22 protein-coding genes are annotated in these 25,929 nt (G+C 56.3%); 7 read left to right on the top strand and 15 right to left on the bottom strand.

What is annotated here, in order from left to right; all coding sequences use genetic code 11:
* Positions 1–27: 27 nt before the first annotated feature.
* Positions 28–1,035, top strand: a complete 1,008-nt coding sequence (locus ACJ8IP_RS05020) for a substrate-binding domain-containing protein (protein WP_122016330.1) — start codon at positions 28–30, stop codon at positions 1,033–1,035.
* Between the two features lie 142 nt (positions 1,036–1,177).
* Here the strand turns inward: ACJ8IP_RS05020 and ACJ8IP_RS05025 are convergent, their stop codons facing one another.
* A complete protein-coding gene (locus tag ACJ8IP_RS05025; RefSeq protein ID WP_164057230.1) occupies positions 1,178–1,741 on the bottom strand; it encodes a TetR/AcrR family transcriptional regulator in 564 nt (187 codons plus the stop codon).
* A 127-nt stretch (positions 1,742–1,868) separates the two neighbouring features.
* Between ACJ8IP_RS05025 and smfY the strand changes: the two genes are divergently transcribed.
* Together smfY and ACJ8IP_RS05035 are read left to right on the top strand one after the other, a co-directional pair.
* Positions 1,869–3,341: a multidrug efflux MFS transporter SmfY gene (gene smfY, locus ACJ8IP_RS05030; protein WP_442524327.1), complete on the top strand. Its 1,473-nt coding sequence runs from the start codon at positions 1,869–1,871 to the stop codon at positions 3,339–3,341.
* Positions 3,342–3,541: 200 nt separating this feature from the next.
* Positions 3,542–4,033: a Dps family protein gene (locus ACJ8IP_RS05035; RefSeq protein WP_019452735.1), complete on the top strand. Its 492-nt coding sequence runs from the start codon at positions 3,542–3,544 to the stop codon at positions 4,031–4,033.
* 46 nt (positions 4,034–4,079) lie between these two features.
* Here the strand turns inward: ACJ8IP_RS05035 and ACJ8IP_RS05040 are convergent, their stop codons facing one another.
* Positions 4,080–4,256 carry a YciY family protein gene (locus ACJ8IP_RS05040; RefSeq protein WP_025159792.1) on the bottom strand — a complete coding sequence of 59 codons (177 nt, stop codon included), beginning with the start codon at positions 4,254–4,256 and terminating at the stop codon, positions 4,080–4,082.
* A gap of 242 nt (positions 4,257–4,498) precedes the next feature.
* On the opposite strand from ACJ8IP_RS05040, the gene cls reads away from it, so the two are divergent.
* Both cls and ACJ8IP_RS05050 read left to right on the top strand, forming a co-directional pair.
* The gene (cls, locus tag ACJ8IP_RS05045) at positions 4,499–5,959 is read left to right on the top strand and encodes a cardiolipin synthase (protein ID WP_033643295.1); all 1,461 of its coding nucleotides are present in this window, start codon (positions 4,499–4,501) and stop codon (positions 5,957–5,959) included.
* 56 nt (positions 5,960–6,015) lie between these two features.
* Positions 6,016–6,339, top strand: coding sequence for an HI1450 family dsDNA-mimic protein (locus tag ACJ8IP_RS05050; RefSeq protein ID WP_004932139.1), 324 nt, complete (start codon positions 6,016–6,018; stop codon positions 6,337–6,339).
* A gap of 73 nt (positions 6,340–6,412) precedes the next feature.
* On the opposite strand, the gene oppF is transcribed toward ACJ8IP_RS05050, so the two are convergent.
* From oppF to ACJ8IP_RS05085, 7 genes are all read right to left on the bottom strand, one after another.
* Positions 6,413–7,414, bottom strand: a complete 1,002-nt coding sequence (gene oppF, locus ACJ8IP_RS05055; RefSeq protein WP_019452737.1) for a murein tripeptide/oligopeptide ABC transporter ATP binding protein OppF — start codon at positions 7,412–7,414, stop codon at positions 6,413–6,415.
* Positions 7,411–8,427, bottom strand: coding sequence for an ABC transporter ATP-binding protein (locus ACJ8IP_RS05060; RefSeq protein ID WP_042784702.1), 1,017 nt, complete (start codon positions 8,425–8,427; stop codon positions 7,411–7,413). Before ACJ8IP_RS05060 ends, oppF begins: the two co-directional genes overlap by 4 nt.
* Before the next feature lie 11 nt (positions 8,428–8,438).
* Positions 8,439–9,347, bottom strand: a complete 909-nt coding sequence (gene oppC, locus ACJ8IP_RS05065; protein WP_033643297.1) for an oligopeptide ABC transporter permease OppC — start codon at positions 9,345–9,347, stop codon at positions 8,439–8,441.
* A 14-nt stretch (positions 9,348–9,361) separates the two neighbouring features.
* The gene (oppB, locus tag ACJ8IP_RS05070) at positions 9,362–10,282 is read right to left on the bottom strand and encodes an oligopeptide ABC transporter permease OppB (protein WP_004932150.1); all 921 of its coding nucleotides are present in this window, start codon (positions 10,280–10,282) and stop codon (positions 9,362–9,364) included.
* Positions 10,283–10,365: 83 nt separating this feature from the next.
* The gene (gene oppA / locus ACJ8IP_RS05075; RefSeq protein ID WP_089191883.1) at positions 10,366–12,003 is read right to left on the bottom strand and encodes an oligopeptide ABC transporter substrate-binding protein OppA; all 1,638 of its coding nucleotides are present in this window, start codon (positions 12,001–12,003) and stop codon (positions 10,366–10,368) included.
* Between the two features lie 149 nt (positions 12,004–12,152).
* Entirely contained in the window at positions 12,153–13,790 is a 1,638-nt protein-coding gene (locus ACJ8IP_RS05080) for an ABC transporter substrate-binding protein (protein WP_033650226.1), read from the bottom strand.
* A gap of 695 nt (positions 13,791–14,485) precedes the next feature.
* A complete protein-coding gene (locus tag ACJ8IP_RS05085) occupies positions 14,486–15,130 on the bottom strand; it encodes a YchE family NAAT transporter (RefSeq protein ID WP_015378089.1) in 645 nt (214 codons plus the stop codon).
* Positions 15,131–15,659: 529 nt separating this feature from the next.
* Between ACJ8IP_RS05085 and adhE the strand changes: the two genes are divergently transcribed.
* Positions 15,660–18,332, top strand: a complete 2,673-nt coding sequence (gene adhE, locus ACJ8IP_RS05090) for a bifunctional acetaldehyde-CoA/alcohol dehydrogenase (RefSeq protein ID WP_033650225.1) — start codon at positions 15,660–15,662, stop codon at positions 18,330–18,332.
* Between the two features lie 119 nt (positions 18,333–18,451).
* Here the strand turns inward: adhE and ACJ8IP_RS05095 are convergent, their stop codons facing one another.
* On the bottom strand, positions 18,452–19,036 hold the full coding sequence (locus ACJ8IP_RS05095) for a thymidine kinase (RefSeq protein ID WP_033650224.1): 585 nt from the start codon (positions 19,034–19,036) through the stop codon (positions 18,452–18,454).
* 703 nt (positions 19,037–19,739) lie between these two features.
* Here ACJ8IP_RS05095 and hns point away from each other — a divergent pair.
* Positions 19,740–20,147 (top strand): histone-like nucleoid-structuring protein H-NS, encoded by a 408-nt coding sequence (gene hns, locus ACJ8IP_RS05100; RefSeq protein ID WP_004932170.1) that lies wholly within the window; start codon positions 19,740–19,742, stop codon positions 20,145–20,147.
* Positions 20,148–20,335: 188 nt separating this feature from the next.
* Here hns and ACJ8IP_RS05105 read toward each other — a convergent pair whose 3' ends face one another.
* The 5 genes from ACJ8IP_RS05105 to rssA form a co-directional block, all read right to left on the bottom strand.
* Positions 20,336–21,346, bottom strand: a complete 1,011-nt coding sequence (locus ACJ8IP_RS05105; protein WP_033650223.1) for an NAD-dependent epimerase — start codon at positions 21,344–21,346, stop codon at positions 20,336–20,338.
* A 9-nt stretch (positions 21,347–21,355) separates the two neighbouring features.
* Positions 21,356–22,699 (bottom strand): UDP-glucose dehydrogenase family protein, encoded by a 1,344-nt coding sequence (locus tag ACJ8IP_RS05110; protein WP_042784706.1) that lies wholly within the window; start codon positions 22,697–22,699, stop codon positions 21,356–21,358.
* 43 nt (positions 22,700–22,742) lie between these two features.
* Positions 22,743–23,660, bottom strand: coding sequence for a UTP--glucose-1-phosphate uridylyltransferase GalU (gene galU, locus ACJ8IP_RS05115; RefSeq protein WP_033650221.1), 918 nt, complete (start codon positions 23,658–23,660; stop codon positions 22,743–22,745).
* A gap of 213 nt (positions 23,661–23,873) precedes the next feature.
* Positions 23,874–24,887: a two-component system response regulator RssB gene (gene rssB / locus ACJ8IP_RS05120; RefSeq protein WP_042784707.1), complete on the bottom strand. Its 1,014-nt coding sequence runs from the start codon at positions 24,885–24,887 to the stop codon at positions 23,874–23,876.
* Between the two features lie 103 nt (positions 24,888–24,990).
* Positions 24,991–25,893, bottom strand: coding sequence for a patatin-like phospholipase RssA (gene rssA, locus ACJ8IP_RS05125; RefSeq protein WP_042784708.1), 903 nt, complete (start codon positions 25,891–25,893; stop codon positions 24,991–24,993).
* Positions 25,894–25,929: the final 36 nt, after the last annotated feature.

The following is a 25,929-nucleotide window of genomic DNA, read 5'->3' on the forward strand; positions in this document are numbered from 1 at the left end:
CAGACCCAACTCTACCAGGAGAAAACCATGAATAAGACCAAGATAGCGTTGTTTGCCTCTGCCATGCTGTTCGGCAGCCTGTCGGCGGCTCAGGCCGCCCCGGTTAAAATCGCGGTATTGATGTACGGCAACAAAGCCGAGTTCGTGCAATTGATGGAAAGGTTCGGGAAAGAACACCCGGCGGTGAAAAGCGGCGAAGCGGTGCTGACCTTCTACGATGGGCGTTATGATGCATCGGTGCAAAACGATCAGGCCGCCACCGCTATCCAAACGCGCGCCGATGCCATTATCGTCAACCCGATGGATTTTGAGGCCAATATCGATATCGTCACTAATGCCAACGAAGCCAAAATCCCGGTGGTGGTCACCAACGCGCGCCTGAACACGGACGCGATGACGTCTGAAGTGGTGTCTAATGACGAGTTGGGGGGATACCTGGAAGCCAAAGCCGTACTGGACAAACTCGACTGCAAGAACCAGAAGGTGAACGTGGTGATTATCGAAGGCCCGAAAGGCGGCAGCGGCGAGATCCAGCGCGGCAAGGGCAATGATAAAGCGATTGCCGAGTGCGGCGCCGGCCAGGTGACCGTGCTTGAACGTAAAACGGCCAACTGGTCACGCGCTGAAGCGCAGCCGCTGATGGAAAACTGGCTGCAGAAACACCGGGGCAAAATCAACGGCGTGATTGGCCAGAACGACGAGATGGCGCTGGGCGCCATCGAAGCGATTAAAGGGGCCGGCCTGAACGTGAAAGACTTTGCCATTGCGGGCGTCGACGGCGTTTCCGACGCGATTCATGCGGTGCAGGCCGGTGAAATGGTCTCTATCCTGCAAGATGCCAAAGGCCAGATGCAGGGTTCCATCGACGTCGCGCTGCGCGCCGTGAAAGGGGAAAGTTATCAACCACAGTCGGATATCTGGAAACAGTACGCCAAAGATCTGAAATGGCAAGGCGGCACGCAGAAGCATTATTATATTCCGTGGACCGTCGTCACCGCAGAGAATGCCCAGCAACTGTTGGACGCGCGCAAGTAATGTCCGGCGCCCCCTGCACTCAGGGGGCCTTTGCTCCGAAGCTTGCCGCAGGCAAAAAAAAGCCAGCACGGAGGGGCTGGCTAAAAAGTTCTTCGAGGGAATATCTTGTGCGATAAACATACGCCTTTCGCCGCACGCTTTACTAGCTATCAGTGCGATAGGCGCTGCCCGTTAAAATCAACGCCTGCATATCGGCGAACATCGTTTCCCATTCCGCCTGGCCGATATCCATCAAACCGAAATAACGCAGCATAAAGGCGCCTTCGGTGGCCAAAAACGCCAGCCGCGCGCGCTTACCCTCTTCGGTAGTCAAATCCAGCTCGGCGATGCGGCTGCGATACCATTCGCGCGTGCTCGCCAGATGCTCCGGCGTTTGAATCAGCGTCGCCATCAACCCGGCAGCCTTGGCGCTGGCGGTCTGATCCGAACTTTGGGTAGCCAACATATGCGCCCGCACGCTGGTCTGCGGCGAAGGATCGTCGCCGGCGATCTCCGCGAACAGCGTTTCATAGGCGCTGCCCCAGCGATCGAACATTGCGTCAATCAGGGCGTCTTTGCTGCCGAAGCAATACTGCACCCCGCCCTTGGAGATCCCCATCGCTTTGGCGACGGCGTCGATGGTCAAACCGGCGGCGCCCTGGGTGGCGACAATCTCTTCGGCGGTGTCCAAAACCTTGTCGCGATCGATGCTGCGTTGACGTCCCATTAAGAAACCCTTCTTTTCAATACGAACGTATGGATATATATTATCACCAGTATACCACCCGGCATCGCCGGAGGGTTACCGCAATGGCGGCGCCTTCGCGCCGCCCACGTAAACTGGATTATGACTTATGTACGCCAAGAACCGCTGGTTGATCCTGACGATGGTCGCCAGCGCCCTTTTCCTGATTGTTATCGACATGACGGTGCTCTATACCGCTCTGCCACGTTTAACCCAGGCGCTGGACGCCAGCGCCTCGCAAAAACTCTGGATCGTCAACGCCTACCCGCTGGTGGTCGCCGGGCTGCTGCCCGGCGCCGGCATGCTGAGCGATCGCGTCGGCCATAAGCGGCTGTTTCTCGCCGGGCTGCCGGTGTTTGCCGTCGCTTCGCTGTGCGCCGCCTTTTCGCCCACCGCCGAATGGCTGATCGCCGCACGGGTGTTCCTCGCCGTTGGCGCGGCAATGATGATGCCCGCCACGCTGTCCATCGTGCGCCACGTCTTTACCGACGAACGCGAACGCGCGCTGGCGATCGGCATCTGGGCCTCGGTGGCCTCGGGCGGCGCGGCCATCGGCCCGGTGGTCGGCGGCCTGCTGCTGGAGTATTTCTGGTGGGGATCGGTGTTCCTGATCAACGTACCGGTGGTGTTGCTGGTCTGGCCGCTGGCGTGGAAACTGATCCCCCGCTGCGGCGGCGATAACCCACGTCCCGCCGATATCGTCGGCTCGGTGCAGATCATGATCGGTCTGGTCGGCGCTATCTATGCGCTGAAGGAACTGAGTAAGCCGGCGCCTGACGTCAGCGCGTTGCTCGCAGCGGCCCTGATCGGCATCCTGTTCCTGGCGCTGTTCGTGCGTCGCCAGCAGCGCAGCGCCCACCCGATGATCGATTTCTCCCTGTTTCGCAACCGGCTGTTCGCCGGCGGCATCGGCGTGGCGCTGCTGTCGATGGTGGCCCTGATCGGCGTCGAGCTGGTGCTCAGCCAGCGATTGCAACTGGTGCTCGGCCTCAGTCCGCTGCAGGCGGCGCTGTTTATTTTGCCGATTCCGCTGGCCTCGGCGCTGGCGGGGCCGATGGCCGGTTTACTGTTGCCGCGCTATGGCGAACGCAGCATCATCCTCGGCGGTTTCGCCCTGACCGCCTTCGGCATCGCCGCCCTCGCCCTGTTGTATCAAAGCAGCATGGCGCTGCAGCTGGCGAGCCTGGCGTTGGTGGGCTTTGGTCTCGGCGGCGTGATCACCGCCGCGTCCACCGCCATCATGCTGAACGCGCCGGAGGAGAAATCCGGTATGGCGGCCTCTATCGAAGACGTCTCCTACGAGCTGGGCGGCGTACTGGGCGTGACGTTGCTCGGCGGGCTGATGACGGCGGTCTACAGCCATAGTCTGGCGCTGCCGGCGGAGCTGCCGGTCAGCGAGTTGGCCTACGACAGCATCGACGAGGCGTTGCGCCTGGCGGCCGGGATGGCGGCCGATCGCGCGCAGCAGCTGACGCAGTTGGCGCGTTTGGCCTTCGATCGCGCGTTTATCATGGTACTGATCGCCGCCGCGCTGTTAATGGCGCTGGGCGCCGGCGTGGTAAAACTGGCGCTGCGCAAGTAACCGATAAAAGCGGCTTTTTTCGCCTGCGGATCCTGCGTAAACTGATTCGGCAATTTGCTCGACGGATTTATCGTCATCGGTTTGAGCGATGGCAATGATGCCTGTTATCGTGTTTAACCCTGCGATAAATCCGGTTACTGTAACAGCTATGGAAATTGATTCTGTCTACCCTTGGAACGAATAATCAGGAGAAGATTATTATGGCAACGGCGAAGAAAGCAGCGAAAACCCATATCGGCCTCGACAGTAAACAATCGGCAAAACTCGCCGAAGCGCTAAATGCGCTGTTGGCGAATTATCAGGTGCTGTATATGAATGTGCGCGGCTATCACTGGAATATTACCGGCCCGCAATTCTTTGAGCTGCACGCGAAATTCGAAGAAACTTACAACGATCTGCTAACCAAGGTGGATGAGCTGGCGGAACGCATTCTGACGCTGGGCTCGCAGCCGCGCCACGCTTACAGCGACTATCTGAAAACCGCCGATATCAAGGAACACACCAATGTGACCGATGATAAGGGCACGCTGCGCGGCCTGTTGGAAGGGTATTCAATCTTGCTGCAACAGCAGCGTGAACTGCTGACGGTCGCGGCGGACGCCGGCGACGAAGGCACCGCGTCGCTGATGAGCGATTACATCAAAGAGCAGGAAAAACAGGTCTGGATGCTTAACGCCTACCTCGGCAAATAAACCCAGGCGCCATAACAAAACAGTCCCTCACGGGACTGTTTTCGTTTTACCACTCGCAGGATACCGCAAACAGCAGCGCGCGCCGATGCTGATCGTCCAGGCGACGGCGCACCCGGATAATATGGCGATTGCTGCAAGACTGGCGCTCCAGCCAACGATGCCGACGGCGTTGGCTCTGCCGCAACATTCGCCAACGGCCCACTTCATTTCTACTGCGTCTCATAATTCCGTCACTCGTTCGTCTAATGCCAACCGCGGGCATTATAGCCCTTTCAGCCCGCGATCCAAGTCGCCGTTATCGGCGACATCGCAGGCGCCGCGCCGCTAAAAGCCGCCCTTTCGGTTTCGGCAAGTGCCTTAACTTCATCATATTTATGTAACATAAGCGCCGATAAAAGGTTTCGCCTTGACCGATCTGTGCGTACACTCATCATTGGTGGTTTGCGAACGGGATTTTTCGCCTTTATGACAACATTTTATACCGTAATCAGTTGGCTCATGGTGTTCGGCTACTGGCTGCTGATCGCCGGCGTGACGATGCGCATTTTGATGAAACGCCGTGCGGTTCCCTCTGCCATGGCCTGGTTGCTGGTTATCTATATTCTGCCGCTGTTCGGCATCGTCGCCTATTTATCGTTCGGCGAGCTGCATCTGGGCAAGCGCCGGGCCGAGCGCGCCAAGGCCATGTGGCCGTCGACCGCGCGCTGGCTGAAAGAGCTGAAAGAGAGTCGCCGCATCTTCGCCACCGAATACAGTAAAGTCGCCGAACCGCTGTTCCAGCTGTGCAACCGCCGCCAGGGCATCGACGGCGTCAAGGGCAACCAGCTGCAGCTGCTCACCACCACCGACGACACGCTGAAAGCGCTGATCCGCGACATCGAGCTGGCGCGCCACAACATCGAAATGGTGTTCTATATCTGGCAGCCCGGCGGCCTGGTCGATCAGGTGGCCGAATCGCTGATGGCCGCCGCGCGGCGCGGCGTACACTGCCGTCTGATGCTGGACTCCGCCGGCAGCCTGCAATTTTTCCGCAGCCCCTACCCGGCGATGATGCGCAACGCCGGCATCGAAGTGGTCGAAGCGCTGAAGGTCAACCTGCTGCGCGTATTCCTGCGCCGCATGGATCTGCGTCAGCACCGCAAGGTGGTGCTGATCGACAACTACATCGCCTATACCGGCAGCATGAACATGGTCGATCCACGCTATTTCAAACAGGATGCGGGCGTCGGTCAATGGATCGATCTGATGGCGCGCATGGAAGGCCCGGTGGCCACCACCATGGGCATCGTCTATGCCTGCGACTGGGAAATTGAAACCGGCAAGCGCATTTTGCCGCCGCCGCCGGACGTCAACATCATGCCGTTCGAGCAGGAAAGCGGCCACACCATTCAGGTGATCGCCTCCGGCCCCGGCTTCCCCGAGGAAATGATCCACCAGGCACTGCTGACCGCGGTTTATTCCGCGCGCGAACAGCTGATCATGACCACGCCGTACTTCGTGCCGAGCGACGATCTGCTGCACGCCATCTGCACCGCCGCTCTGCGCGGCGTCGAGGTCAGCATCATCGTGCCGCGCGACAATGATTCGATGATGGTGCGCTGGGCCAGCCGGGCGTTCTTCTCCGAGCTGCTGGAAGCCGGCGTGAAAATCTATCAGTTCGAAGGCGGCCTGCTGCATACCAAGAGCGTGCTGGTCGACGGCCAGCTCAGCCTGGTCGGCACCGTCAATCTGGATATGCGCAGCCTGTGGCTGAATTTCGAAATCACCCTGGTGATCGACGACGACGGCTTCGGCAGCGATCTGGCCTGCGTGCAGGAAGATTACATCGCTCGCTCCAAGCTGCTGAACGCCAAAGAGTGGCTGAAGCGGCCGTTCTGGCACCGCCTGGTCGAGCGCCTGTTCTACTTTTTCAGCCCGTTGCTGTAAAAGCCGCGGCGAGCGTGCTTTAATAGCGCCAAATCATTTGTTATCAGGATTTTTTTATGGATTTGAATAACCGCCTTACCGAAGACGAAACGCTGGAACAGGCCTACGACATCTTCCTCGAATTGGCCGGCGACAATCTGGATCCGGCGGATATTCTGCTGTTCAATCTGCAGTTTGAAGAGCGCGGCGGCGCAGAACTGTACGACCCCTCCGAAGACTGGAGCGAGCACGTGGATTACGACCTGAACCCGGACTTCTTCGCCGAAGTGGTGATCGGTCTGGCGGACAGCGACGGCGAGCCGATCAACGACGTGTTCGCCCGCGTGCTGATCTGCCGCGAGAAAGACCACAAGCTGTGCCACATTCTGTGGAAAGAGTGATTCACTGCTAACGTTTCGGATAAAAAAAGCCCCGCTGAATAAGCGGGGCTTTTTGTTGCCGGCTAGCGGCGCATTACAGCGGATCGACCTTCAGGCACGAAACCGCATGGCGGAAACTGCCCTCCAGCAGCGGGCGCGTCTTGGCGCACTCCGGCCCGGCGATCGGGCAGCGGGTGCGGAACACGCAGCCGGACGGCGGGTTGATCGGCGAAGGCAGCTCCCCTTCCAACAGCTGGATCTGCTTTTCCTTCTCCTTGTCCGGATCCGGGATCGGCACCGCCGACATCAGCGCCTTGGTGTAAGGGTGCTGCGGATTGTGGTACACCTCGTCATAGGTGCCCAGCTCCACCGCATGGCCCAGATACATCACCAGCACGCGATCGGAAATGTGCTTCACCACCGCCAAATCGTGGGCGATAAAGATCAATGACAGCCCCATTTCGCGCTGCAGCTGCTGCAGCAGGTTCACCACCTGCGCCTGAATCGACACGTCCAACGCGGAGACCGGCTCGTCGCAGATCACCAGCTTCGGTTCGAGGATCAGCGCGCGCGCGATGCCGATACGCTGGCACTGGCCGCCGGAGAACTCGTGCGGATAACGGTTGATCAGATTAGGCAGCAGGCCGACCTTCAGCATCATCGCCTTGACCTTGTCCTTCACTTCCTGACGCGGCATTTTCGGGTAGTAGGTACGCAGCGGCTCGGCGATGATTTCGCCGATGGTCATGCGCGGGTTGAGCGAAGCCAGCGGATCCTGGAAGATCATCTGGATATCGCTGCGGGTTTTGCGCCAGTCGGCGTCGCTCATGCCCAGCAGATCTTTACCCAGCCAGGCGACGCGCCCGCTGGTGGCCTTCACCAGGCCGATGATGGCGCGCGCGAAGGTGGATTTGCCGCAGCCGGATTCGCCGACCACGCCCAGGGTTTCCCCCTCGAACAGCCGCAGCGTAACGCCGTCGACCGCCTTCAGGGTTTTCGGCGGCTGCCAGAACCACTGCTTGTCGTCATGAATGTCGAAATGCACTTTCAGATCGGCCACTTCGAGCAGCACTTTCTTGTCGGTTACCGCTGTCATACCAACGCCTCCACCGGTTTAAAGCAGGCGCGCAGGCGCCCTTCCCCAAATTGCTCCAACGGCGGAGCGCTCGCGCACTGTTCCATGGCGTACGGGCAGCGCGGCTGGAACGGGCAGCCTTTCGGCAACCGCAGCAGGTTCGGCGGGTTGCCGGGAATGGTCAACAACGCTTCGCCTTCGGCGTCGAGACGCGGCACCGCGTTCAACAGACCGATGGAATACGGGTGGCTCGGCTGGTAGAACACCTCGCGCGCGCTGCCGTATTCCATGGTACGCCCGGCGTACATCACCAGCACCTTGTTGCAGATGCCGGCCACCACGCCCAGATCGTGGGTGATCATGATGATGGCGGTGTTGAACTCGCGCTTCAGCTCGTTGAGCAACGTCATGATCTGCGCCTGGACGGTCACGTCCAGCGCGGTGGTCGGTTCATCGGCGATCAGCAGCTTCGGCCGGCACAGCAGCGCCATGGCGATCATCACGCGCTGGCGCATGCCGCCGGAAAACTCGTGCGGGTACATGCGCATGCGCTTGCGCGCTTCCGGCATTTTCACCGCGTCGAGCATGCGCACCGACTCTTCGAAGGCTTCGCTTTTACTCATTTTCTTATGCAGCATCAGCACTTCCATCAGCTGTTCGCCAACGCGCATATAAGGGTTCAGCGAGGTCATCGGGTCCTGGAAGATCATCGAGATTTCCTCGGCCCGCAGCTTGTTGAGCTGATTTTCCGGCAGGTTGAGGATTTCACGGCCGTTGAATTTGGCCGAGCCGCCGATGCGGCCATTGCTGGCCAGCAGCCCCATCAGGGCGAACGCGGTCTGCGATTTGCCGGAGCCGGATTCACCGACGATGCCCAGCGTTTCACCGGCGCGCAGATCGAAGTTCAGATCGTTCACCGCCGTCACGTCGCCGTCCGGGGTGGAAAACGTGACGCGCAGGTCTTTCACGTCCAGCAGCGGCGACGCTTTGACGCCGGGGGCGGTTTGCAGTTGAGGATGTTCAATGGTGCTCATGGTTGCACTCCTTAACGATCTTTCGGGTCGAGGGCGTCACGCAGGCCATCGCCGATAAAGTTGAAACAGAACAGAGTGACGACCAGGAAACCCGCCGGGAACAGCAGCAACCACGGTGAAACTTCCATTGAGTTGGCGCCGTCGCTGAGCAATGCGCCCCAGCTGCTCAACGGTTCCTGCGTGCCCAGCCCCAGGAAGCTGAGGAAGGATTCGAACAGGATCATGCTCGGCACCAGCAGCGAGGCATACACCACCACCACGCCGAGCACGTTAGGCACGATATGCCGCAGCACGATGTTGCGCGTGGAGACGCCGCACACCAGCGCCGCTTCGATGAACTCCTTGCGCTTCAGGCCAAGGGTTTGCCCGCGCACGATACGCGCCATATCCAGCCACGACACCATGCCGATCGCCACGAAGATCAGCAGGATATTCTGACCAAAGAAGGTCACCAGCAGGATAACGAAGAACATGAACGGGAAGGAGTTGAGGATCTCCAGCAGGCGCATCATCACCGAGTCGACCTTACCGCCCAGATAGCCGGACATCGCGCCGTACAGGGTGCCCACCACTACCGCCACCAGCGCGGCGGCCACGCCGACCATCAGCGAGATGCGCCCGCCGATCGCCACGCGCACCAGCAGATCACGTCCGGAGGAGTCGGTGCCGAAGTAGTGCCCCGATTCCATGCTCGGCGCGGCGGACATCATCGCCCAATCCGTATCGTCGTAGGCAAATTGCGACAGCATCGGCGCCAGCACCACAAACAGCGTGATCAGCGCCAGAATGAACAGGCTGCCGACCGCCGCGCGGTTGTGCATAAAGCGCCGACGCGCGTCTTGCCACAGGCTGCGCCCTTCCACTTCCAGCTTCTCGCTGAAGTGCTCCAGAGCTTCGCTGTTCTTTTTAGTCAACATCATTCGCGTGCTCCAGATTAATAACGGATTTTCGGATCGATGACCGCATACAGCACATCGACGATCGCGTTGAACAGAATGGTCAGAGCGCCCACCAGAATGGTCAGGCTCAACACCAGGGAGTAATCGCGGTTCAGCGCGCCGTTAACGAACAGCTGGCCGATCCCCGGCAGACCGTAGATGGTTTCGATCACCATCGAGCCGGTGATGATCCCGACGAACGCCGGGCCCATGTAGGACAGTACCGGCAGCAGCGCCGGCTTCAGCGCGTGGCGGAAAATGATGCGGCGCATCGGCAAACCTTTGGCGCGCGCGGTGCGAATGAAGTTGGAGTGCAGCACTTCAATCATCGAACCGCGCGTGATACGGGCGATGCTGGCGATATAGGCCAGCGACAGCGCCACCATCGGCAAGATGATGAACTTAGGCGCGCCGCCGTTCCAGCCGCCGCCCGGCAGCCATTTCAACGTAATCGCGAAGATCAGCACCAAGAGCGGCGCCACCACGAAACTGGGTATCACCACCCCGGTCATGGCGAACCCCATTACCGTATAGTCCCATTTGGTGTTTTGATTCAACGCCGCGATCACGCCGGCGCTAACGCCCAGCACCACCGCCAACAGAAACGCGGCCAGACCGAGCTTGGCGGACACCGGGAAAGAACTGGCCACCAAATCGTTGACCGAATAGTCCTTGTATTTAAAGGACGGGCCGAAGTCTCCCTGCGCAAGCTGCGCCAGATAATGACCGTACTGTTTCCAGATCGGGTCGTTCAAATGGTATTTGGCTTCGATATTCGCCATGACTTCCGGCGGTAATGCGCGTTCCCCGGTAAATGGACTGCCGGGCGCGAGGCGCATCATGAAAAATGAGATGGTAATAAGGATAAATAGTGTCGGGATCGCTTCCAACAAGCGACGAAGTATAAATTTCAGCATTGCCCTAACCCTGTGCGACAGCCTGATGACGGCTTATTATTCTCAACATGGGCCGGCGGCCTGCGCCGCCGGCTCTTACCGTATCAATGCTTGATGATGTACAGGTTCTTGTCGTACACGTTATCAAGCGGGTCTTTGCCGGTGTAGCCACCGACGTAAGGTTTCACCAAACGGGCGTTCACGTAGTAATACAGCGGAACGATGGCGGAATCTTTATCCAGCTGAACTTCCGCTTTCTGATACAGATCGGCGCGCTCGTCTTTGGTCTTCGCGGTCAACACGTTGGCCATCAGCTTGTCGAACTCGGCGCTCTTGTAGTGCGGGGTGTTACTGCTGCTGTCGGACAGCATCATGTTCAGGAACGAACTCGGTTCGTTGTAGTCGGCGCACCAGCCGGCGCGCGATACGTCATAGGTGCCCTGATGGCGGGTATCCAGGAAGGTTTTCCACTCCTGGTTCACCAGCTTCACGTCCACGCCCAGGTTTTTCTTCCAGATGGAGGCGGCGGCGATCGCCAGCTTCTTGTGCAAGTCGGAGGTGTTGTACAGCAGGGAGAAGGTCAGCGGTTTACCCGGGCCGTAGCCGGCGTCCGCCAGCAGTTTCTTCGCCACTTCGTTGCGTTTTTCCTGCGTCCAGCCGAACCACTCCGGCGGGGTCAGCTTGGCGCCGTCGGTGTATGGCGGCGTAAAGCTGTAGGCCGGCAGATCGCCCTGGTTTTTCACCTTGTTGACGATAATGTCGCGGTCCATGCCCAGCTTCAGCGCTTCACGCACGCGCGCATCGGTGAACGGCGCCTTCTGGTTGTTGATTTCGTAGTAGTAGGTGCACAGATAAGGATCGACGTGCACCTCTTTCGGGATCTCTTTCTTCAACTTCTGGAACAGTTCGATCGGCATGTTGTTGTAGGTCATGTCGATTTCACCGGTGCGGTAGCGGTTAACGTCGGTCACTTCCGACGAAATAGGCAGGAACGTCACTTTATTGATGATGGTTTTGGCGTTATCCCAGTATTCCGGGTTACGTTCCAGTACGATGCGTTCGTTGACAACCCAGTCTTTCAGTTTGTAGGCGCCGTTGCTGACGTAGTTGGCCGGCAGCGTCCACTTCTCGCCAAACTTCTCTACCGCGTCCTTATAGACCGGTTTCATGGCGTAGTGCGGGGTCATTTCAACCAGATAAGGCACCGGCTCGCTCAGGGTCACCTGGAAGGTGTGGTCGTCGATGGCCTTCACGCCCAGCGTCGACTTGTCTTTTTTACCGGCGATGATGTCATCGACATTTTCCACATGGGCGTACTGCAGGTAGCTGGCGTAAGGCGACGCGGTTTTCGGATCCACCACGCGCTGCCAGCTGTAGACGAAATCTTGCGCCGTCACCGGCTTGCCGTTGGACCATTTGGCGTCTTTACGCAGGTGGAAGGTCCAGACTTTGAAATCCTTGTTATCCCAGCTTTCCGCGACGCCCGGCACGATGGAACCGTTCGGGCTGTTGTTCGCCAGGCCTTCCATCAGATCGCGGGTCACGTTGTTTTCCGGCACGCCCTCGATTTTATGCGGGTCAAGCGACTGCACTTCGGAACCGTTGTTTTTGACGATTTCTTGCTTGTCGGCCAGTTGCACGCCTGCAGGAACGTCGGCCGCGAAGGCGGAGGTGGTTGCTGTGATGCCGAGCGCGGCGATGACGCCGGCGGCAATGAGGGTTTTCTTCGTGATGTTGGTCATACTTATCGACTCCAGTTTTTTATTATCACAGGCTCTTCGTGGAACCTGCGTTGCCCGTAAGCGGACTCTGTTTTCCCGCCGCTGCGGAACGAATGCGGCGGCGGGCCTTCCCCATATTCCCCTGCGGTTCAGCGTGAGGAATACCCCTTTTACTGCTTGATGATGTACAGATTTTTAACGTCGGTATAGTCCAGCGGATCTTTGCCGGTGAACCCGCCTACCGTCGGTTTGATCAAACGCGCACTGACGCGGTAATACACCGGAATCAATGCGGAGTCTTTGTCCAACTGCGTTTCCGCCTGTTGGTAGAGCGCGGCGCGCGCGGCTTCATCCGGCGCCTTCAGCGTGGCGGCCATGATGGCGTCGAACGCCGGGCTCTTGTAAAACACGGTGTTGATGCTGCTGTTGGACAGCACCAGGTTCAGGAAGGCGCTCGGCTCGTTGTAATCCCCGCACCAGGTGGCGCGCGCCACGTCGTACTGCCCCTGATGGCGGCTTTCCAGCGAGGTCTTCCACTCCTGGTTGCGCAGCGTGACGTCGGCGCCGAGGTTCTTCTTCCACATCGATGCGGCGGCGATCGCCTGCTGTTTGTTTTGATCGGAGGTGTTGTACAGCAGCGAGAACTTCAGCGGCTTGGCGGCGCTGTAACCCGCTTCCGCCAGCAGTTTTTTGGCTTCGGCGTTGCGTTGCTCCTGGCTCCAGCCGGCCCACGCGGGCTGCGTGAAGTTGGCGCCTTCGGTGAAGGTCGGCGTGAAGCTGTAGGCCGGGATCTGCCCCTGGCCCATGATTTTGTTGGCGATAATGTCGCGATCCAGCGTCATCTTCACCGCCGCACGCACCCGCGGATCGGTGAACGGCGCCCGCTGGTTATTGAGTTCGTAATAGAAAGTGCACAGATAAGGGTTAACGTGCAGTTGCTCGGGCACCTCGCGCTTCATTTTGACGTACAGGTACGGCGGAATGGCGCTGTTGGTGATATCGATCTCGCCGCTGCGGAAGCGATTGACGTCGCTGACTTCAGAAGCGATCGGCAGGAAGGTCGCCTGGTTGATCACCGTCTGCTTGTTATTCCAGTAGCTCGGGCTGCGCTCCAGCACAATGCGCTCGTTCACCACCCACTCTTTCAGGCGGTAAGCGCCGTTGCCGACATAGTTAGCGGGCAGCGTCCATTTATCGCCGAATTTCTCCACCACCGCGCGTTTGACCGGTTTGAGCGACGTGTGGCTCAGCATGCTGATGAAATACGGCACCGGTTCGCTCAGGGTCACCTGCAGCGTTTGATCGTCCAGCGCCTTGACGCCGAGAGTCTGCGGACTCTTTTTGCCGGTCAGGATATCGTCGATATTCTCGACTTTGGTGTACTGCAGGTAACTGGCGTAGGGAGAAGCGATCTTCGGATCGGCCAGGCGCTGCCAACTGTAGACGAAGTCTTGCGCGGTGACCGGGCTGCCGTCGCTCCACACCGCGCCGGGGCGCAGGTGGAAGGTCCACTGCCGATAATCCTGGTTTTCCCAGCTCGCCGCCGCCGCCGGTACCACATGCCCGTTGGCGTCGGTGCTCACCAGCCCTTCCAGCAGGTTAAGAATGATATTGCTTTCGGGCACGCCCTCGACCTTATGCGGATCCAATGAAGCCACTTCGCTGCCGTTGTTGATGACAATATTCTGCTGCTGCGCCAATTGGACGCCGGCCGGAACCTCCGCCGCCAAACTGCTATTTACGGCAATGACGCTCAACGCGCCGCTAATCAACAAGGTCAAAGAAGTGCGCTTCAGGGTTTGCTGCATAATCGAGGCTCCTTTTCACCGACAAGCATCGCTTATCGAAGTTTGTGAAGTGTTTATAAGAATTCTAAATAAACGGATACCAGCAAAAATCATTCCCGTTTTTATGGCGCATTTCAGTTAATTGACCACGGGAAAGTTGCTCGGAAATTAGCAGAAGCCAAATTCCATAGCCAATAAATTTTACAAAAATGTTAAGCAATTCTCTTTTATCGCACCAAGCCCGATCCAGCCCTTGTGATGAAGGGCAAAGGAAGACATGAAAACAACTTTGATTTTAAAGGAGAAAACTCAAAATTAGTTTCATTTGAAACTGTCGGCGCAATCCCGTCGCCGCACAAAGAAACATTCAGTTAACAAACCAGCCATTCAAAGAACAAACACCTGCCTACAGGCGGTTAATCACTAATAACACCTGGATGAAAGTGAGACAAGCCCCACAGAATGATGTGATTAATTTAACAACAGCTTTACCGTTTAACGAGGAGAAAACGCGCGGAAATGGGGAAAGAAAAGTGTCTTAAATAACGCTTAGCGTTTTTTTTAAGCAGCAACATGAGATTTATGCAACATAAGAGTGCAATGGCATAAATTTTATTCATCTTGTGCACTATAATAATGCGAACCAATAAATAATTTAACTTTTAAAATTAATTTTAGCCGCGCTCAAGGACAGAGACGCGGCCAAACGAGAGCGATTACAACAGGCCGGGGAATATCGCCTTAATGCCGGTAACGATAAATTCGATCCCGAGCGCCATCAGCAACAGGCCCATGATACGGGTGATCACGTTGATGCCGGTCTGCCCAAGCAAACGCACCAACAGCGGCGCGGCGCGGAACAATAACCAGCAGCAAAAAGCGAATAAGGCGATCGCCACCGTAAAGCCGAGCAGACTTTGCCAATTGTGATAACGGGAACTCCACACGATGGTGGAACTGATCGCCCCCGGCCCCGCCATCAACGGCAGCGCTAACGGCACCACGCCGATGCTTTCGCGGATCGCGCTCTCCGATTTCTCCTGTTTGTTCTGCTTATCTTCACCCAGCTTGCCGCTGATCATCGACATGGCGATGGTCACCACCAAAATACCGCCGGCGATGCGGAACGAATCGATGGAGATGCCGAACATCCGCAATATCCCTTCACCCAGGAACAGCGATGTCCATAGAATGATGGCAACCGACAGGTTGGCGGTCAGGTTGGTTTTATTGCGCCCCGCTTCCGCCTGGTAACTGGTCATGCTGATAAACACCGGCAAGATGCCCACCGGGTTGACCAGCGCAAACAGACCGACAAAGAACTTGATAAAGCCGGAAAGATCCAACAGAGATTGGCCCACAGATGGCTCCGCGTTAATTGCTGTAAAGGTGTGCTGACTATGCGCGCTAATGTAATGGAATTGCCGCGGGTAATCCATCCGGCCAGAGCAGCATTTTTGACTACCAGCAAGTTAGGCAACAAAACAAATGCCCTTTGTTAAAGTGATGTATGGCCTTTTGATTTTTTATGTTGAAAAAAGAGTCACCGATCACAGTTATTGAGAATCACTCTCAAAAACACCAAGCTGAAAGGTGTCAGCTTGCACTTTTCATGATTTAGATCACAAATCAACTACCCAACAGTGGGTAAGCTCTTAGTCGTAGTCAGGGAGTAGAACAAAGTAGGCCGCGGCATCGCCGGTTCCGTTCTCCTCACTGCCTGCCCCTCCGGTTGGCGTAGGGTAAAGCTCTTTAAGCAAATCAGCAGCATGCGAAGAAATAACGCGGGAAGACCCCGGTATTCTCATCACCGCTTATCCCCGTTACGACTATACTAGTGGCTCGCACGGCTTATTTACTGAAAGAGTTTAACATTATCAGGAGAGCATTATGGCTGTAACGAATGTCGCTGAACTGAACGAGCTTGTCGCACGTGTCAAAAAAGCCCAGCGCGAATATGCCAACTTCACTCAAGAGCAAGTGGATAAAATCTTCCGCGCTGCCGCCCTCGCCGCTGCTGATGCCCGTATCCCGTTGGCCAAAATGGCCGTGGAAGAATCCGGAATGGGTATCGTCGAAGACAAAGTGATCAAAAACCACTTCGCTTCCGAGTACATCTACAACGCCTATAAAGATGAAAAAACCTGTGGCATCCTGTCTGAAGATGACACTTTCGGTACCATCACCATCGCCGAACCTATCGGCCTGATTTGCGGTATCGTTCCTACCACCAACCCAACTTCTACCGCGATCTTCAAAGCGCTGATCAGCCTGAAAACCCGCAACGGCATCATCTTCTCGCCGCACCCGCGTGCGAAGAATGCCACCAATAAAGCCGCCGACATCGTGCTGCAAGCCGCTATCGCCGCCGGCGCGCCGAAAGACATCATCGGTTGGATCGACCAACCTACCGTCGAGCTGTCCAACCAGCTGATGCACCACCCTGACATCAACCTGATCCTGGCCACCGGTGGCCCGGGCATGGTGAAAGCCGCCTACAGCTCCGGCAAACCGGCAATCGGCGTAGGCGCCGGTAACACGCCGGTCGTGGTGGACGAGACCGCAGACATCAAACGCGTGGTCGCCTCTATCCTGATGTCCAAAACCTTCGACAGCGGCGTTATCTGCGCTTCCGAACAGTCGGTCATCGTCGTTGATTCTATCTATGATGCGGTACGCGAGCGCTTCGCTTCCCACGGCGGCTATCTGCTGCAGGGCAAAGAACTGAAGGCGGTGCAGGACATCATCCTGAAAAACGGCGGCCTGAACGCGGCCATCGTCGGGCAATCCGCGCCGAAAATCGCCGAGATGGCGGGCATTAAAGTGCCGGCCAACACCAAAGTGCTGATCGGCGAAGTGAAGCTGGTCGACGAGTCCGAACCTTTCGCCCATGAAAAACTGTCGCCGACGCTGGCGATGTACCGCGCCAAAGACTTCGAAGACGCCGTCGCCAAAGCCGAAAAATTGGTCGCCATGGGCGGTATCGGCCACACCTCTTGCCTGTATACCGACCAGGATAACCAAACGGCTCGCATCGCCTACTTCGGCGATAAAATGAAAACGGCTCGCATCCTGATCAACACCCCGGCTTCTCAGGGCGGTATCGGCGACCTGTATAACTTCAAACTCGCGCCTTCGCTGACGCTGGGTTGCGGTTCCTGGGGTGGTAACTCCATCTCTGAAAACGTCGGACCTAAGCACCTGATCAACAAGAAAACTGTAGCGAAGCGAGCAGAAAACATGTTGTGGCATAAACTTCCGAAATCGATCTACTTCCGCCGTGGCTCGCTGCCAATCGCGCTGGAAGAAGTGGCGACCGACGGGGCGAAACGCGCCTTCATCGTGACCGACCGTTTCCTGTTCAACAACGGCTATGCTGACCAGATCACCAAGGTTCTCAAGTCACACGGCATCGAAACCGAAGTGTTCTTCGAAGTGGAAGCCGATCCGACGCTGAGCATCGTGCGTAAAGGCGCCGAGCAGATGAACTCCTTCAAACCGGACGTCATCATCGCGCTGGGCGGCGGTTCGCCGATGGACGCCGCGAAAATCATGTGGGTGCTGTACGAACATCCTGAAACCCACTTCGAGGATCTGGCGCTGCGCTTCATGGACATCCGCAAGCGTATCTACAAGTTCCCGAAAATGGGCGTCAAGGCGAAGATGATCGCCATCACCACGACGTCAGGCACCGGTTCGGAAGTCACGCCATTCGCCGTCGTGACCGACGACGCCACCGGGCAGAAATACCCGCTGGCCGACTATGCGCTGACCCCGGACATGGCGATTGTCGACGCCAACCTGGTGATGAACATGCCGAAATCCCTGTGCGCCTTCGGCGGCCTGGATGCGGTGACCCACGCGCTGGAAGCCTACGTGTCGGTGCTGGCGAACGAATACTCTGACGGCCAGGCGCTGCAAGCGTTGAAACTGTTGAAAGAGTATCTGCCGGCCAGCTATAAAGAAGGCGCGAAGAACCCGGTTGCCCGTGAACGCGTGCACAACGCCGCCACCATCGCCGGTATCGCTTTCGCCAACGCCTTCCTCGGGGTTTGTCACTCCATGGCGCACAAACTAGGTTCGGAGTTCCACATTCCGCACGGCCTGGCTAACGCGATGCTGATTTCCAACGTCATTCGTTACAACGCGAACGACAACCCGACCAAGCAGACGGCCTTCAGCCAGTACGACCGCCCTCAGGCGCGCCGCCGCTACGCTGAAATCGCCGACCACCTCGGCCTGAGCGCACCGGGCGACCGCACCGCGCAGAAGATTGAGAAGTTGCTGGCCTGGCTGGACGAGCTGAAAACCGAGTTGGGCATCCCAGCTTCCATCCGTGAGGCGGGTGTGCAAGAAGCCGACTTCCTGGCGAAAGTCGACAAGCTGTCGGAAGACGCTTTCGACGACCAATGCACCGGCGCCAACCCACGCTATCCGCTGATTGCCGAACTCAAGCAAATCATGCTGGATACCTTCTATGGTCGCGAATTCAGCGAAACGGTGGAAGAGGAAGCGGCTGCACCGGTCGCAGCCAAAACCGCGGTAAAGAAGTCCAAGAAATAACAGTTCCGTGAACCGATGAAAAAACCCGCCGAATGGCGGGTTTTTTATTGCGCCTGGCGCGCGGTTTTTCTTATCCCGCCGCCAAAACGCCTCAGCGGGCGCTGGCGGCATTTTCGCCCCTACTCCAGGGAGTGGATCGCCTCTTTATAATGCTTGCGACAGACGGAGACATAGCTCTCGTTACCGCCAATCACCACCTGCTCGCCGGCGTGCATCGCCTTGCCATTCTCATCCAACCGCAACACCATGTTGGCTTTACGCCCGCAGTGACAGATGGTTTTCAATTCCACCAGTTTATCGGCCCAGGCCAGCAAATATTGGCTGCCGGTAAACAACTCGCCGAGAAAATCGGTACGCAAGCCGTAACACAATACGGGAATGTCCAGTTGGTCCACCACATCGCATAATTGCTCAACCTGCGCTTTGGTCAGGAATTGGCTTTCATCCAGCAGCACACAATGCACCGGCTGCTGTTGATGCTCTTGCTGGATCATGGCGTACAGCATCGAGTCGTTGTTATAGAGCTGGGCCTGCGAGGATAAACCAATGCGCGAACTGACTTTGCCTACGCCAAAGCGGTGATCGATCTCCGCGGTGAACACCAGCGTGCGCATGCCGCGCTCTTGATAGTTATATGAAGACTGTAGCAGCGCGGTGGACTTGCCGGCATTCATCGCAGAGTAATAAAAATAAAGTTGAGCCATGGCCCCGCAACTCCGATGGTATAAGAAATATTCAAAATGTTGATTAGGACGGTAAGTGTACCATAACCCGCCCCCCGGCTCAGCCCAAAGCGAACGAATATTGCGTTCGCCGTAATAATGCGCTTTCAAGCGAAACATATCGTTCTGTCGGCCTGTTCTTTTTACAGCTATTTACAGGATAATGTATGCCTGTCATCACTATTAATTCTTGCTAATGGTTAAGCCCGGTGATTTGCCCATTAATGCCGACTTGCCCATTCCCTCTCGCTGGCGCTGCAGCCGCGGCGGAGCCCCCGTCTATTATACGCGAGCCCAATACCGGGCATTTAATCACCTGCGCCGACGCGCCAAGGTTTACTGACGCAATCTTTACCTATATACCCCTATTGTTTACAATGTCTGACCTGCCGTGGCGTGATTAAGCCCACAGAACTCATTGTAATATTGATATAAATTACTACGATAACTTATCGATGAAAGCCTTGTGATACGCGCCTTTTAAAGCCTGTCTGCTGAAATTTTGACTTAAGCGTGCCAAGGGTAATAGTTAACAGCCCTTCCTATTATTAGTCGGACTGATCCGATTAACGGTTTTTTTAAAGGTAAATTTGAGTATTCAAGCCAATTTGGCTATTGCAGAAAAGAAAATAGCACTCTATTATTATCGAGACGCCCCCCACCAATATAATTTGAGACTAGGACAATGAGCGAAGCATTAAAGATTTTGAACAACATCCGCACTCTGCGCGCCCAGGCAAGAGAATGCACACTGGAAACGCTGGAAGAAATGCTCGAGAAACTGGAAGTTGTTGTGAACGAACGTCGCGAAGAAGACAGCCAGGCTCAAGCAGAAATCGAAGAACGCACTCGTAAACTGCAGCAATACCGCGAAATGCTGATTGCTGACGGTATCGATCCAAATGAACTGCTGCAAACCATGGCTGCCAACAAGGCTGCCGGCAAAGCAAAACGTGCAGCACGTCCAGCTAAATACCAATATAAAGACGAAAACGGCGAACTGAAAACCTGGACCGGCCAAGGCCGTACTCCTGCGGTGATTAAGAAAGCAATCGAAGAGCAAGGTAAATCTCTGGATGATTTCCTGCTGTAATAGCGATTCAGTCCGTATCTGAAAGGCTCCCTGCGGGGGGCCTTTTCATTTTTAGAGCGTATAACCCTGATCCCGTCATTCCTCTCTCCTTTTAGTAAATATCCTAATTCGCTTTTGCGCCGTACATGAGATCGCAGCGAAAAAAAAGGGACCCAAAGGCCCCTTCTGTCGCATTTATCCGCGTTCAATTATTGAACCTGATAGAATGCCTTATACCAGTCAACAAAGCGCTTTACGCCCTCTTCAACGCTGGTTTCCGGTTTAAAGCCAATGTCACGATAAAGCTCTTCCGTATCCGCGCTGGTATCCATCACATCGCCCGGTTGCATCGGCAGCATATTCTTACGGGCCGTCACCCCCAATGCCTTCTCCAACGCACTGATATATTCCATCAGTTTAACGGGGGTGTTATTGCCGATATTATAAACGTGATACGGCGCTGAACTGGTTGCCGGCGATCCCTGTTCAACGGTCCATGACGGATCCGCCTGCGGAATAACCGCCTGCAACCGCACTATCGCCTCGGCGATGTCATCGATGTAAGTAAAATCTCGGTGCATTTCACCGTGGTTATATACGTCGATGCTCTCCCCGGCCAATATGGCTTTGGTAAACTTGAACAGCGCCATATCCGGGCGCCCCCAGGGACCATATACCGTAAAGAACCGCAGTCCGGTTGTCGGGAGACCGTATAAATGGGAATAGCTGTGTGACATCAGCTCGTTGGCTTTTTTAGTCGCCGCATACAGTGACACCGGATGATCGACAGAATCTTCGGTGGCGAACGGCAGCTTGCGATTCAGGCCATATACCGAGCTGGAAGAGGCGTAAAGTAAATGCTCAACCTTATTATGACGGCAGCCTTCCAAAACGTTTAAATGACCGATCAGGTTGGCATCTGCATAAGCCAACGGATTGACCAGCGAATAACGTACGCCGGCTTGAGCCCCCAAATGAATGACTCGCTGGAACTGATGCTCGGCAAACAATGCCGCCATGCCTTCACGATCGGCCAAATCCAGCTTGATAAAGCGGAATCCCGGCTTATCCGCCAGTCTATCCAGACGGGCCATTTTCAGGCCCACGTCATAATAATCATTCAGGTTATCAATGCCGACAACCTGATGACCGGCGGTCAACAAACGCTCTGCAACGTGATAGCCAATAAACCCTGCGGCGCCTGTAACCAGGAATTTCATGCTCACTCCTTAAATAACCGGTTTAATCGAGGCGCCGCGGCCAATTGCGTAATAGGTAAAACCGCGATTTTCCAAACGCTCCGGATCGTACAGGTTACGGCCATCGAAGATCACCGGCTGCTTCAACGCGCCCTTGATCACATCGAAGTCCGGCGCGCGGAAGTTCTGCCATTCGGTGCAGATCACCAGCGCATCGGCGCCGTGCAATGCAGCCTCTTTGGTGCCCACCAGCTTCAAATCGTCACGCTGGCCATAGATGCGCTGAACTTCGTTCATCGCCTCCGGATCGTAGGCTTGAACGGTGGCGCCTGCGGCCCACAGCTGTTCCATCAGCACGCGGCTGGAAGCTTCACGCATGTCATCGGTATTCGGCTTGAACGCCAGCCCCCACAGCGCGAAGGTTTTACCCTTCAGATCGCCGCCGAAGTAGTCGTTGATAAAGCTGTTCAGCTTGTCTTTCTGCTGATAGTTGACCTGCTCTACCGCCTGCAACAGCTTCGGTTGGTAACCGATCTGCTCCGCAGTACGGATCAGCGCCTGGACATCTTTCGGGAAGCAAGAGCCGCCGTAGCCGCAACCCGGGTAGATGAAGTGATAGCCGATGCGTGAGTCGGAACCGATGCCCTGACGCACTTTCTCAATGTCCGCGCCCAGCATTTCCGCCAGGTTGGACATTTCGTTCATAAAGCTGATCTTGGTCGCCAGCATGCAGTTAGCGGCATATTTGGTCAGCTCCGCGCTGCGGATATCCATCATGATCATACGATCGTGATTGCGGTTAAACGGTTCGTACAGCTCGCGAATAGGCTCGATCACATCTTTATTGTCGGTACCGATCACGATGCGCTCAGGACGCATGCAGTCTGCCACCGCCGCGCCTTCCTTCAGGAATTCCGGGTTGGATACCACGTCAAACGGCACGTTGCTGCCGCGTTTCGCCAGCGTTTCAGCCATCACCTGACGCACCTTGTCCGCCGTACCGACCGGCACGGTGGATTTGTCGATCACCACTTTGCGATCGGTCATGTGCTCGGCGATAGTGCGCGCCACCGCGGTGACGTACTTCAGATCGGCGGAACCGTCTTCATCCGGCGGCGTGCCGACGGCGATGAACTGGATAGTCCCGTGCGCCACGCCCGCTTTGGCATCGGTGGTGAAATGCAGACGGCCGGCCTCATAGTTTTGCTGCACCAGCGGCGTCAGACCCGGTTCGAAAATCGGGATATTCCCTTTTTTCAGGTTTTCGACTTTTCGCTCATCGACGTCAATACACATAACGTCATGGCCTACTTCAGCCAGTACGGCGGCCTGCACCAGACCCACATAACCAATACCAAAAACTGTTACTTTCATGTGAAAATCCTAGTTTTTCAAATTAAGACGAAAGATCACTCAATTACTTCTTGTCAGCGGCAACAACCTGTTGCAGCCACTGAGAAAATTCTTTGCCCAGGCTGGCATGGCGCATGCCGTATTCCACGAAGGCCTGCATGTAACCCAGTTTGTTACCGCAGTCATGGCTCACGCCTTTCAGGTGATACGCTTCCACCGTTTCCTGCTGCATCAGCATTTCGATGCTGTCAGTCAGCTGAATTTCGTCGCCGGCGCCCGGAGGCGTTTTCGCCAACAGCGGCCAGATATCGGCGGAGAGGACATAACGACCGACAATCGCCAGGTTGGAAGGCGCTTTCTCCGGCGACGGCTTCTCGACCACGCTGACCATCGGCGCGCTTTCGCCCGGATGCAATTCGACGCCTTTACAGTCTGCTACGCCGTAGTTGCCAACATCTTTATGCGGCACAGGTTCAACCATGATCTGGCTGATGCCGGTGGTTTCGAAGCGCTGCAGCATGTCGTGCAAGTTGTCTTTTTTCGGATCGGCGCTGTATTCGTCAAGGATCACGTCCGGCAACACCACCGCGACCGGCTCATCGCCCACCATCGGGTAGGCGCACATAATCGCGTGCCCCAAGCCTTTGGCATTCCCCTGGCGGACTTGCATTACGGTAACGCCCTTCGGGCAGATTGACTGCACTTCATCGAGCAGTTGACGCTTGACGCGTTTTTCCAGCATCGCTTCCAGTTCGAAACTGGTATCAAAATGGTTTTCGATCGAGTTCTTGGAGGAGTGGGTGACCAGCACAATCTCGTTAATCCCTGCCGCAATGCACTCATTGACGACGTATTGGATCAGCGGTTTATCAACCAGCGGCAACATTTCTTTCGGAATGGCTTTGGTGGCCGGCAACATCCGCGTACCCAAGCCTGCAACCGGGATCACGGCTTTTCTGACTTTGCGATTTACAGCAGGCATTATTTCCTCTCTTAAAGCTGAAGCGCTCATTTTATGAGCTTGGGCTCGATATAAAAAAACCTTCGGAGTATACCAGCTTATGCGCGCCTGGCATTAACCAGAACACAAATAGAAAACATTTAGGACTATTACCCGTTCTGATAATCGGGAGAAAAAATAAACGGTTTAATTACCGATAAGTGAATAGCTTAAGATATCGCCGATCAACGTCCATTATTCGGCGCTGAGCATCAGCCGCAATCGGCCGCCGCTGCCCCATACCTGACATTGCCAGGCCGTACAGCGTTGACTGATCTGGTTCATGTAGGTGGCGCCCAGCGTGCCCAGCGGCACGCCGTTGCTCAGCTGAATTTGATTGTCGCCGGTATTGACGTTGGCATGCAGCCCGGCGGAAACCAGAATCAGGTTTTTATTTTCGGCGTGATAATATCCCAGCAACAGCGGGAATTGGCCCTCTAATTTCCCCTGCCGCAATAATTGATTAACCTGCTTTAACAATGCCGACATTTGCGGCAGGCGATGTTGTTGATTAGCCAGATGGTCTTGCAGCAACCCATTAAATAATGCGCGCAACAGCAGCGCCGCCAATACGCCATTATCACCGGCGCGCGTGACGTCCAGGCAATAGAACGCCAGGTCTTTTTCTGACAATGCCGCGATATCCAGCACCAGCCCGGGATTTTCGCCCGTGGTTAACTGGCGATAGTTGATCCGGCAATGCGCAATGGTTTGCTGCACCGGCGGCTGCAATTGCTTAAGCAGTTTGACGGCTTCGGAAGGATTCTTGCTCAGCGCGTCCCAATCCTGAAACAGCTCAACCTCTTCAATCGCCTGGGAGGTGAACATATTGGGGTATAAACACGCCAGCACCGCCTCACGCAGGCGATTGAGATCGGTCAGCGGCTTCAGCAGCACATCTTGTACGCCCAAACGCAGCACCTTGGCGATGTCCGCCATCTTGTCGGTAGCGGAGATCACCAGCACCGGGATCTGCAGCCCCTGCAGACGCAGGTGTTCAACGAATTCGATGCCGCCCATTTCCGGCATCGCGAGATCGCACAGAATCAGATCCGGCTTGAAGTCATCGACGGCACTCAGCGCCTGTAAACCGTTGGTCGCCTCGCCGGTTTCAGCGCCCAGCGAGGTCAGATAACCGACCAGCACGGAACGAAAAACCTGTTCGTCCTCAACGATCAAGATACGCTTGTGAGTGAGTGGTAATGCCATCAGCCGAGCCTCGTCCCTTTCCATAGTGTAATAGTGGCTCAAAAAGGTCACTTATGCTCGTCTGAAACAGACCAACCGCGCATTGCCAACCAAGAACCGAGAATTATCTATTTTTTATCAACGGCAACAACCGATCCAGTTGTTTTTCAACCGCCAGCAACCCCGCCTCGATCGCTTCATCGGCGCGGTGGAAATCCAGCGTTGAGATCTGCGGGCAAAAAGGCTGGATCAAAACGTCCGGCGGATCGCTCGCCATCCGGTTGCGCTTCAGGCGATTTTCCAGCATTTGAATCGACGTGCTCATAATCTCCATCGCCGTCGGCGCCGTCGTCGGTTTGCGCTTGCGCATTCTGCCGACGCGCTCCCGCAGGCGCCCGCGCCAGGTCTCCGCAGGCGTATCGTCCGGGCTTTCGTCCTCGCCGCGTATCGAAAACAGATCCTGCTGCATCAAATGCGCGTCATGCTGCAGATCGACCGCAATGACAATATCGGCGCCCAGCGCCCGGCAGAGCGACACCGGTACCGGATTGACCACTGCGCCGTCCACCAGCCAATAGCCGTCGGCCCACACTGGCGCCAATAGGCCGGGCATGCTGCAAGAAGCGCGCACCGCCTGATGAATATCGCCTTCGGTCAGCCACAGTTCGCGGCCGGTGCTGAGATTGGTCGTCACGGCGCCGAACTTCAGCGCACATTCGGCAATATCATTGATCTTCAACAGTTGCCCGACGGCAGTGAACACCCGATCGCCGCGCAACAAACCGCCGCGCTGCCAGGAAAAATCCATCAGACGAATGACGTCCCAATAGCTGAACGACCGCACCCACTGCTCCATCACCGGCAAACGGTGACTGGCGAATGCCGCCCCCACCAACGCACCGACAGAGCAGCCGGCAACGATATCGACCTCAATCCCCAGTTTCTTTAACGCATTGATCACGCCGATGTGCGCCCAGCCTTTAGCCGAGCCCGCCCCCAGCGCCAGTCCGATCTTGATTTGCCGCATAGCGCCATCCTCTCGGTAAAAGGTGTTCTCTGCTTT

The sequence above is a fragment of the Serratia sp. CY52157 genome (assembly GCF_052168495.1).
In the GTDB taxonomy this organism is placed as follows: domain Bacteria; phylum Pseudomonadota; class Gammaproteobacteria; order Enterobacterales; family Enterobacteriaceae; genus Serratia; species Serratia ureilytica.

Coding starts and splice junctions, on each gene's coding strand:
- ACJ8IP_RS05035 (WP_019452735.1), top strand. CDS start 3,542: ATGGCAACGGCGAAGAAAGCAGCGAAAACCCATATCGGCCTCGACAGT.
- smfY (WP_442524327.1), top strand. CDS start 1,869: ATGTACGCCAAGAACCGCTGGTTGATCCTGACGATGGTCGCCAGCGCC.
- oppA (WP_089191883.1), bottom strand. CDS start 12,003: ATGACCAACATCACGAAGAAAACCCTCATTGCCGCCGGCGTCATCGCC.
- ACJ8IP_RS05050 (WP_004932139.1), top strand. CDS start 6,016: ATGGATTTGAATAACCGCCTTACCGAAGACGAAACGCTGGAACAGGCC.
- oppB (WP_004932150.1), bottom strand. CDS start 10,282: ATGCTGAAATTTATACTTCGTCGCTTGTTGGAAGCGATCCCGACACTA.
- ACJ8IP_RS05060 (WP_042784702.1), bottom strand. CDS start 8,427: ATGAGCACCATTGAACATCCTCAACTGCAAACCGCCCCCGGCGTCAAA.
- galU (WP_033650221.1), bottom strand. CDS start 23,660: ATGCCTGCTGTAAATCGCAAAGTCAGAAAAGCCGTGATCCCGGTTGCA.
- oppC (WP_033643297.1), bottom strand. CDS start 9,347: ATGATGTTGACTAAAAAGAACAGCGAAGCTCTGGAGCACTTCAGCGAG.
- ACJ8IP_RS05080 (WP_033650226.1), bottom strand. CDS start 13,790: ATGCAGCAAACCCTGAAGCGCACTTCTTTGACCTTGTTGATTAGCGGC.
- ACJ8IP_RS05040 (WP_025159792.1), bottom strand. CDS start 4,256: ATGAGACGCAGTAGAAATGAAGTGGGCCGTTGGCGAATGTTGCGGCAG.
- cls (WP_033643295.1), top strand. CDS start 4,499: ATGACAACATTTTATACCGTAATCAGTTGGCTCATGGTGTTCGGCTAC.
- hns (WP_004932170.1), top strand. CDS start 19,740: ATGAGCGAAGCATTAAAGATTTTGAACAACATCCGCACTCTGCGCGCC.
- adhE (WP_033650225.1), top strand. CDS start 15,660: ATGGCTGTAACGAATGTCGCTGAACTGAACGAGCTTGTCGCACGTGTC.
- ACJ8IP_RS05105 (WP_033650223.1), bottom strand. CDS start 21,346: ATGAAATTCCTGGTTACAGGCGCCGCAGGGTTTATTGGCTATCACGTT.
- ACJ8IP_RS05110 (WP_042784706.1), bottom strand. CDS start 22,699: ATGAAAGTAACAGTTTTTGGTATTGGTTATGTGGGTCTGGTGCAGGCC.
- ACJ8IP_RS05020 (WP_122016330.1), top strand. CDS start 28: ATGAATAAGACCAAGATAGCGTTGTTTGCCTCTGCCATGCTGTTCGGC.
- rssA (WP_042784708.1), bottom strand. CDS start 25,893: ATGCGGCAAATCAAGATCGGACTGGCGCTGGGGGCGGGCTCGGCTAAA.
- oppF (WP_019452737.1), bottom strand. CDS start 7,414: ATGACAGCGGTAACCGACAAGAAAGTGCTGCTCGAAGTGGCCGATCTG.
- rssB (WP_042784707.1), bottom strand. CDS start 24,887: ATGGCATTACCACTCACTCACAAGCGTATCTTGATCGTTGAGGACGAA.
- ACJ8IP_RS05095 (WP_033650224.1), bottom strand. CDS start 19,036: ATGGCTCAACTTTATTTTTATTACTCTGCGATGAATGCCGGCAAGTCC.
- ACJ8IP_RS05025 (WP_164057230.1), bottom strand. CDS start 1,741: ATGGGACGTCAACGCAGCATCGATCGCGACAAGGTTTTGGACACCGCC.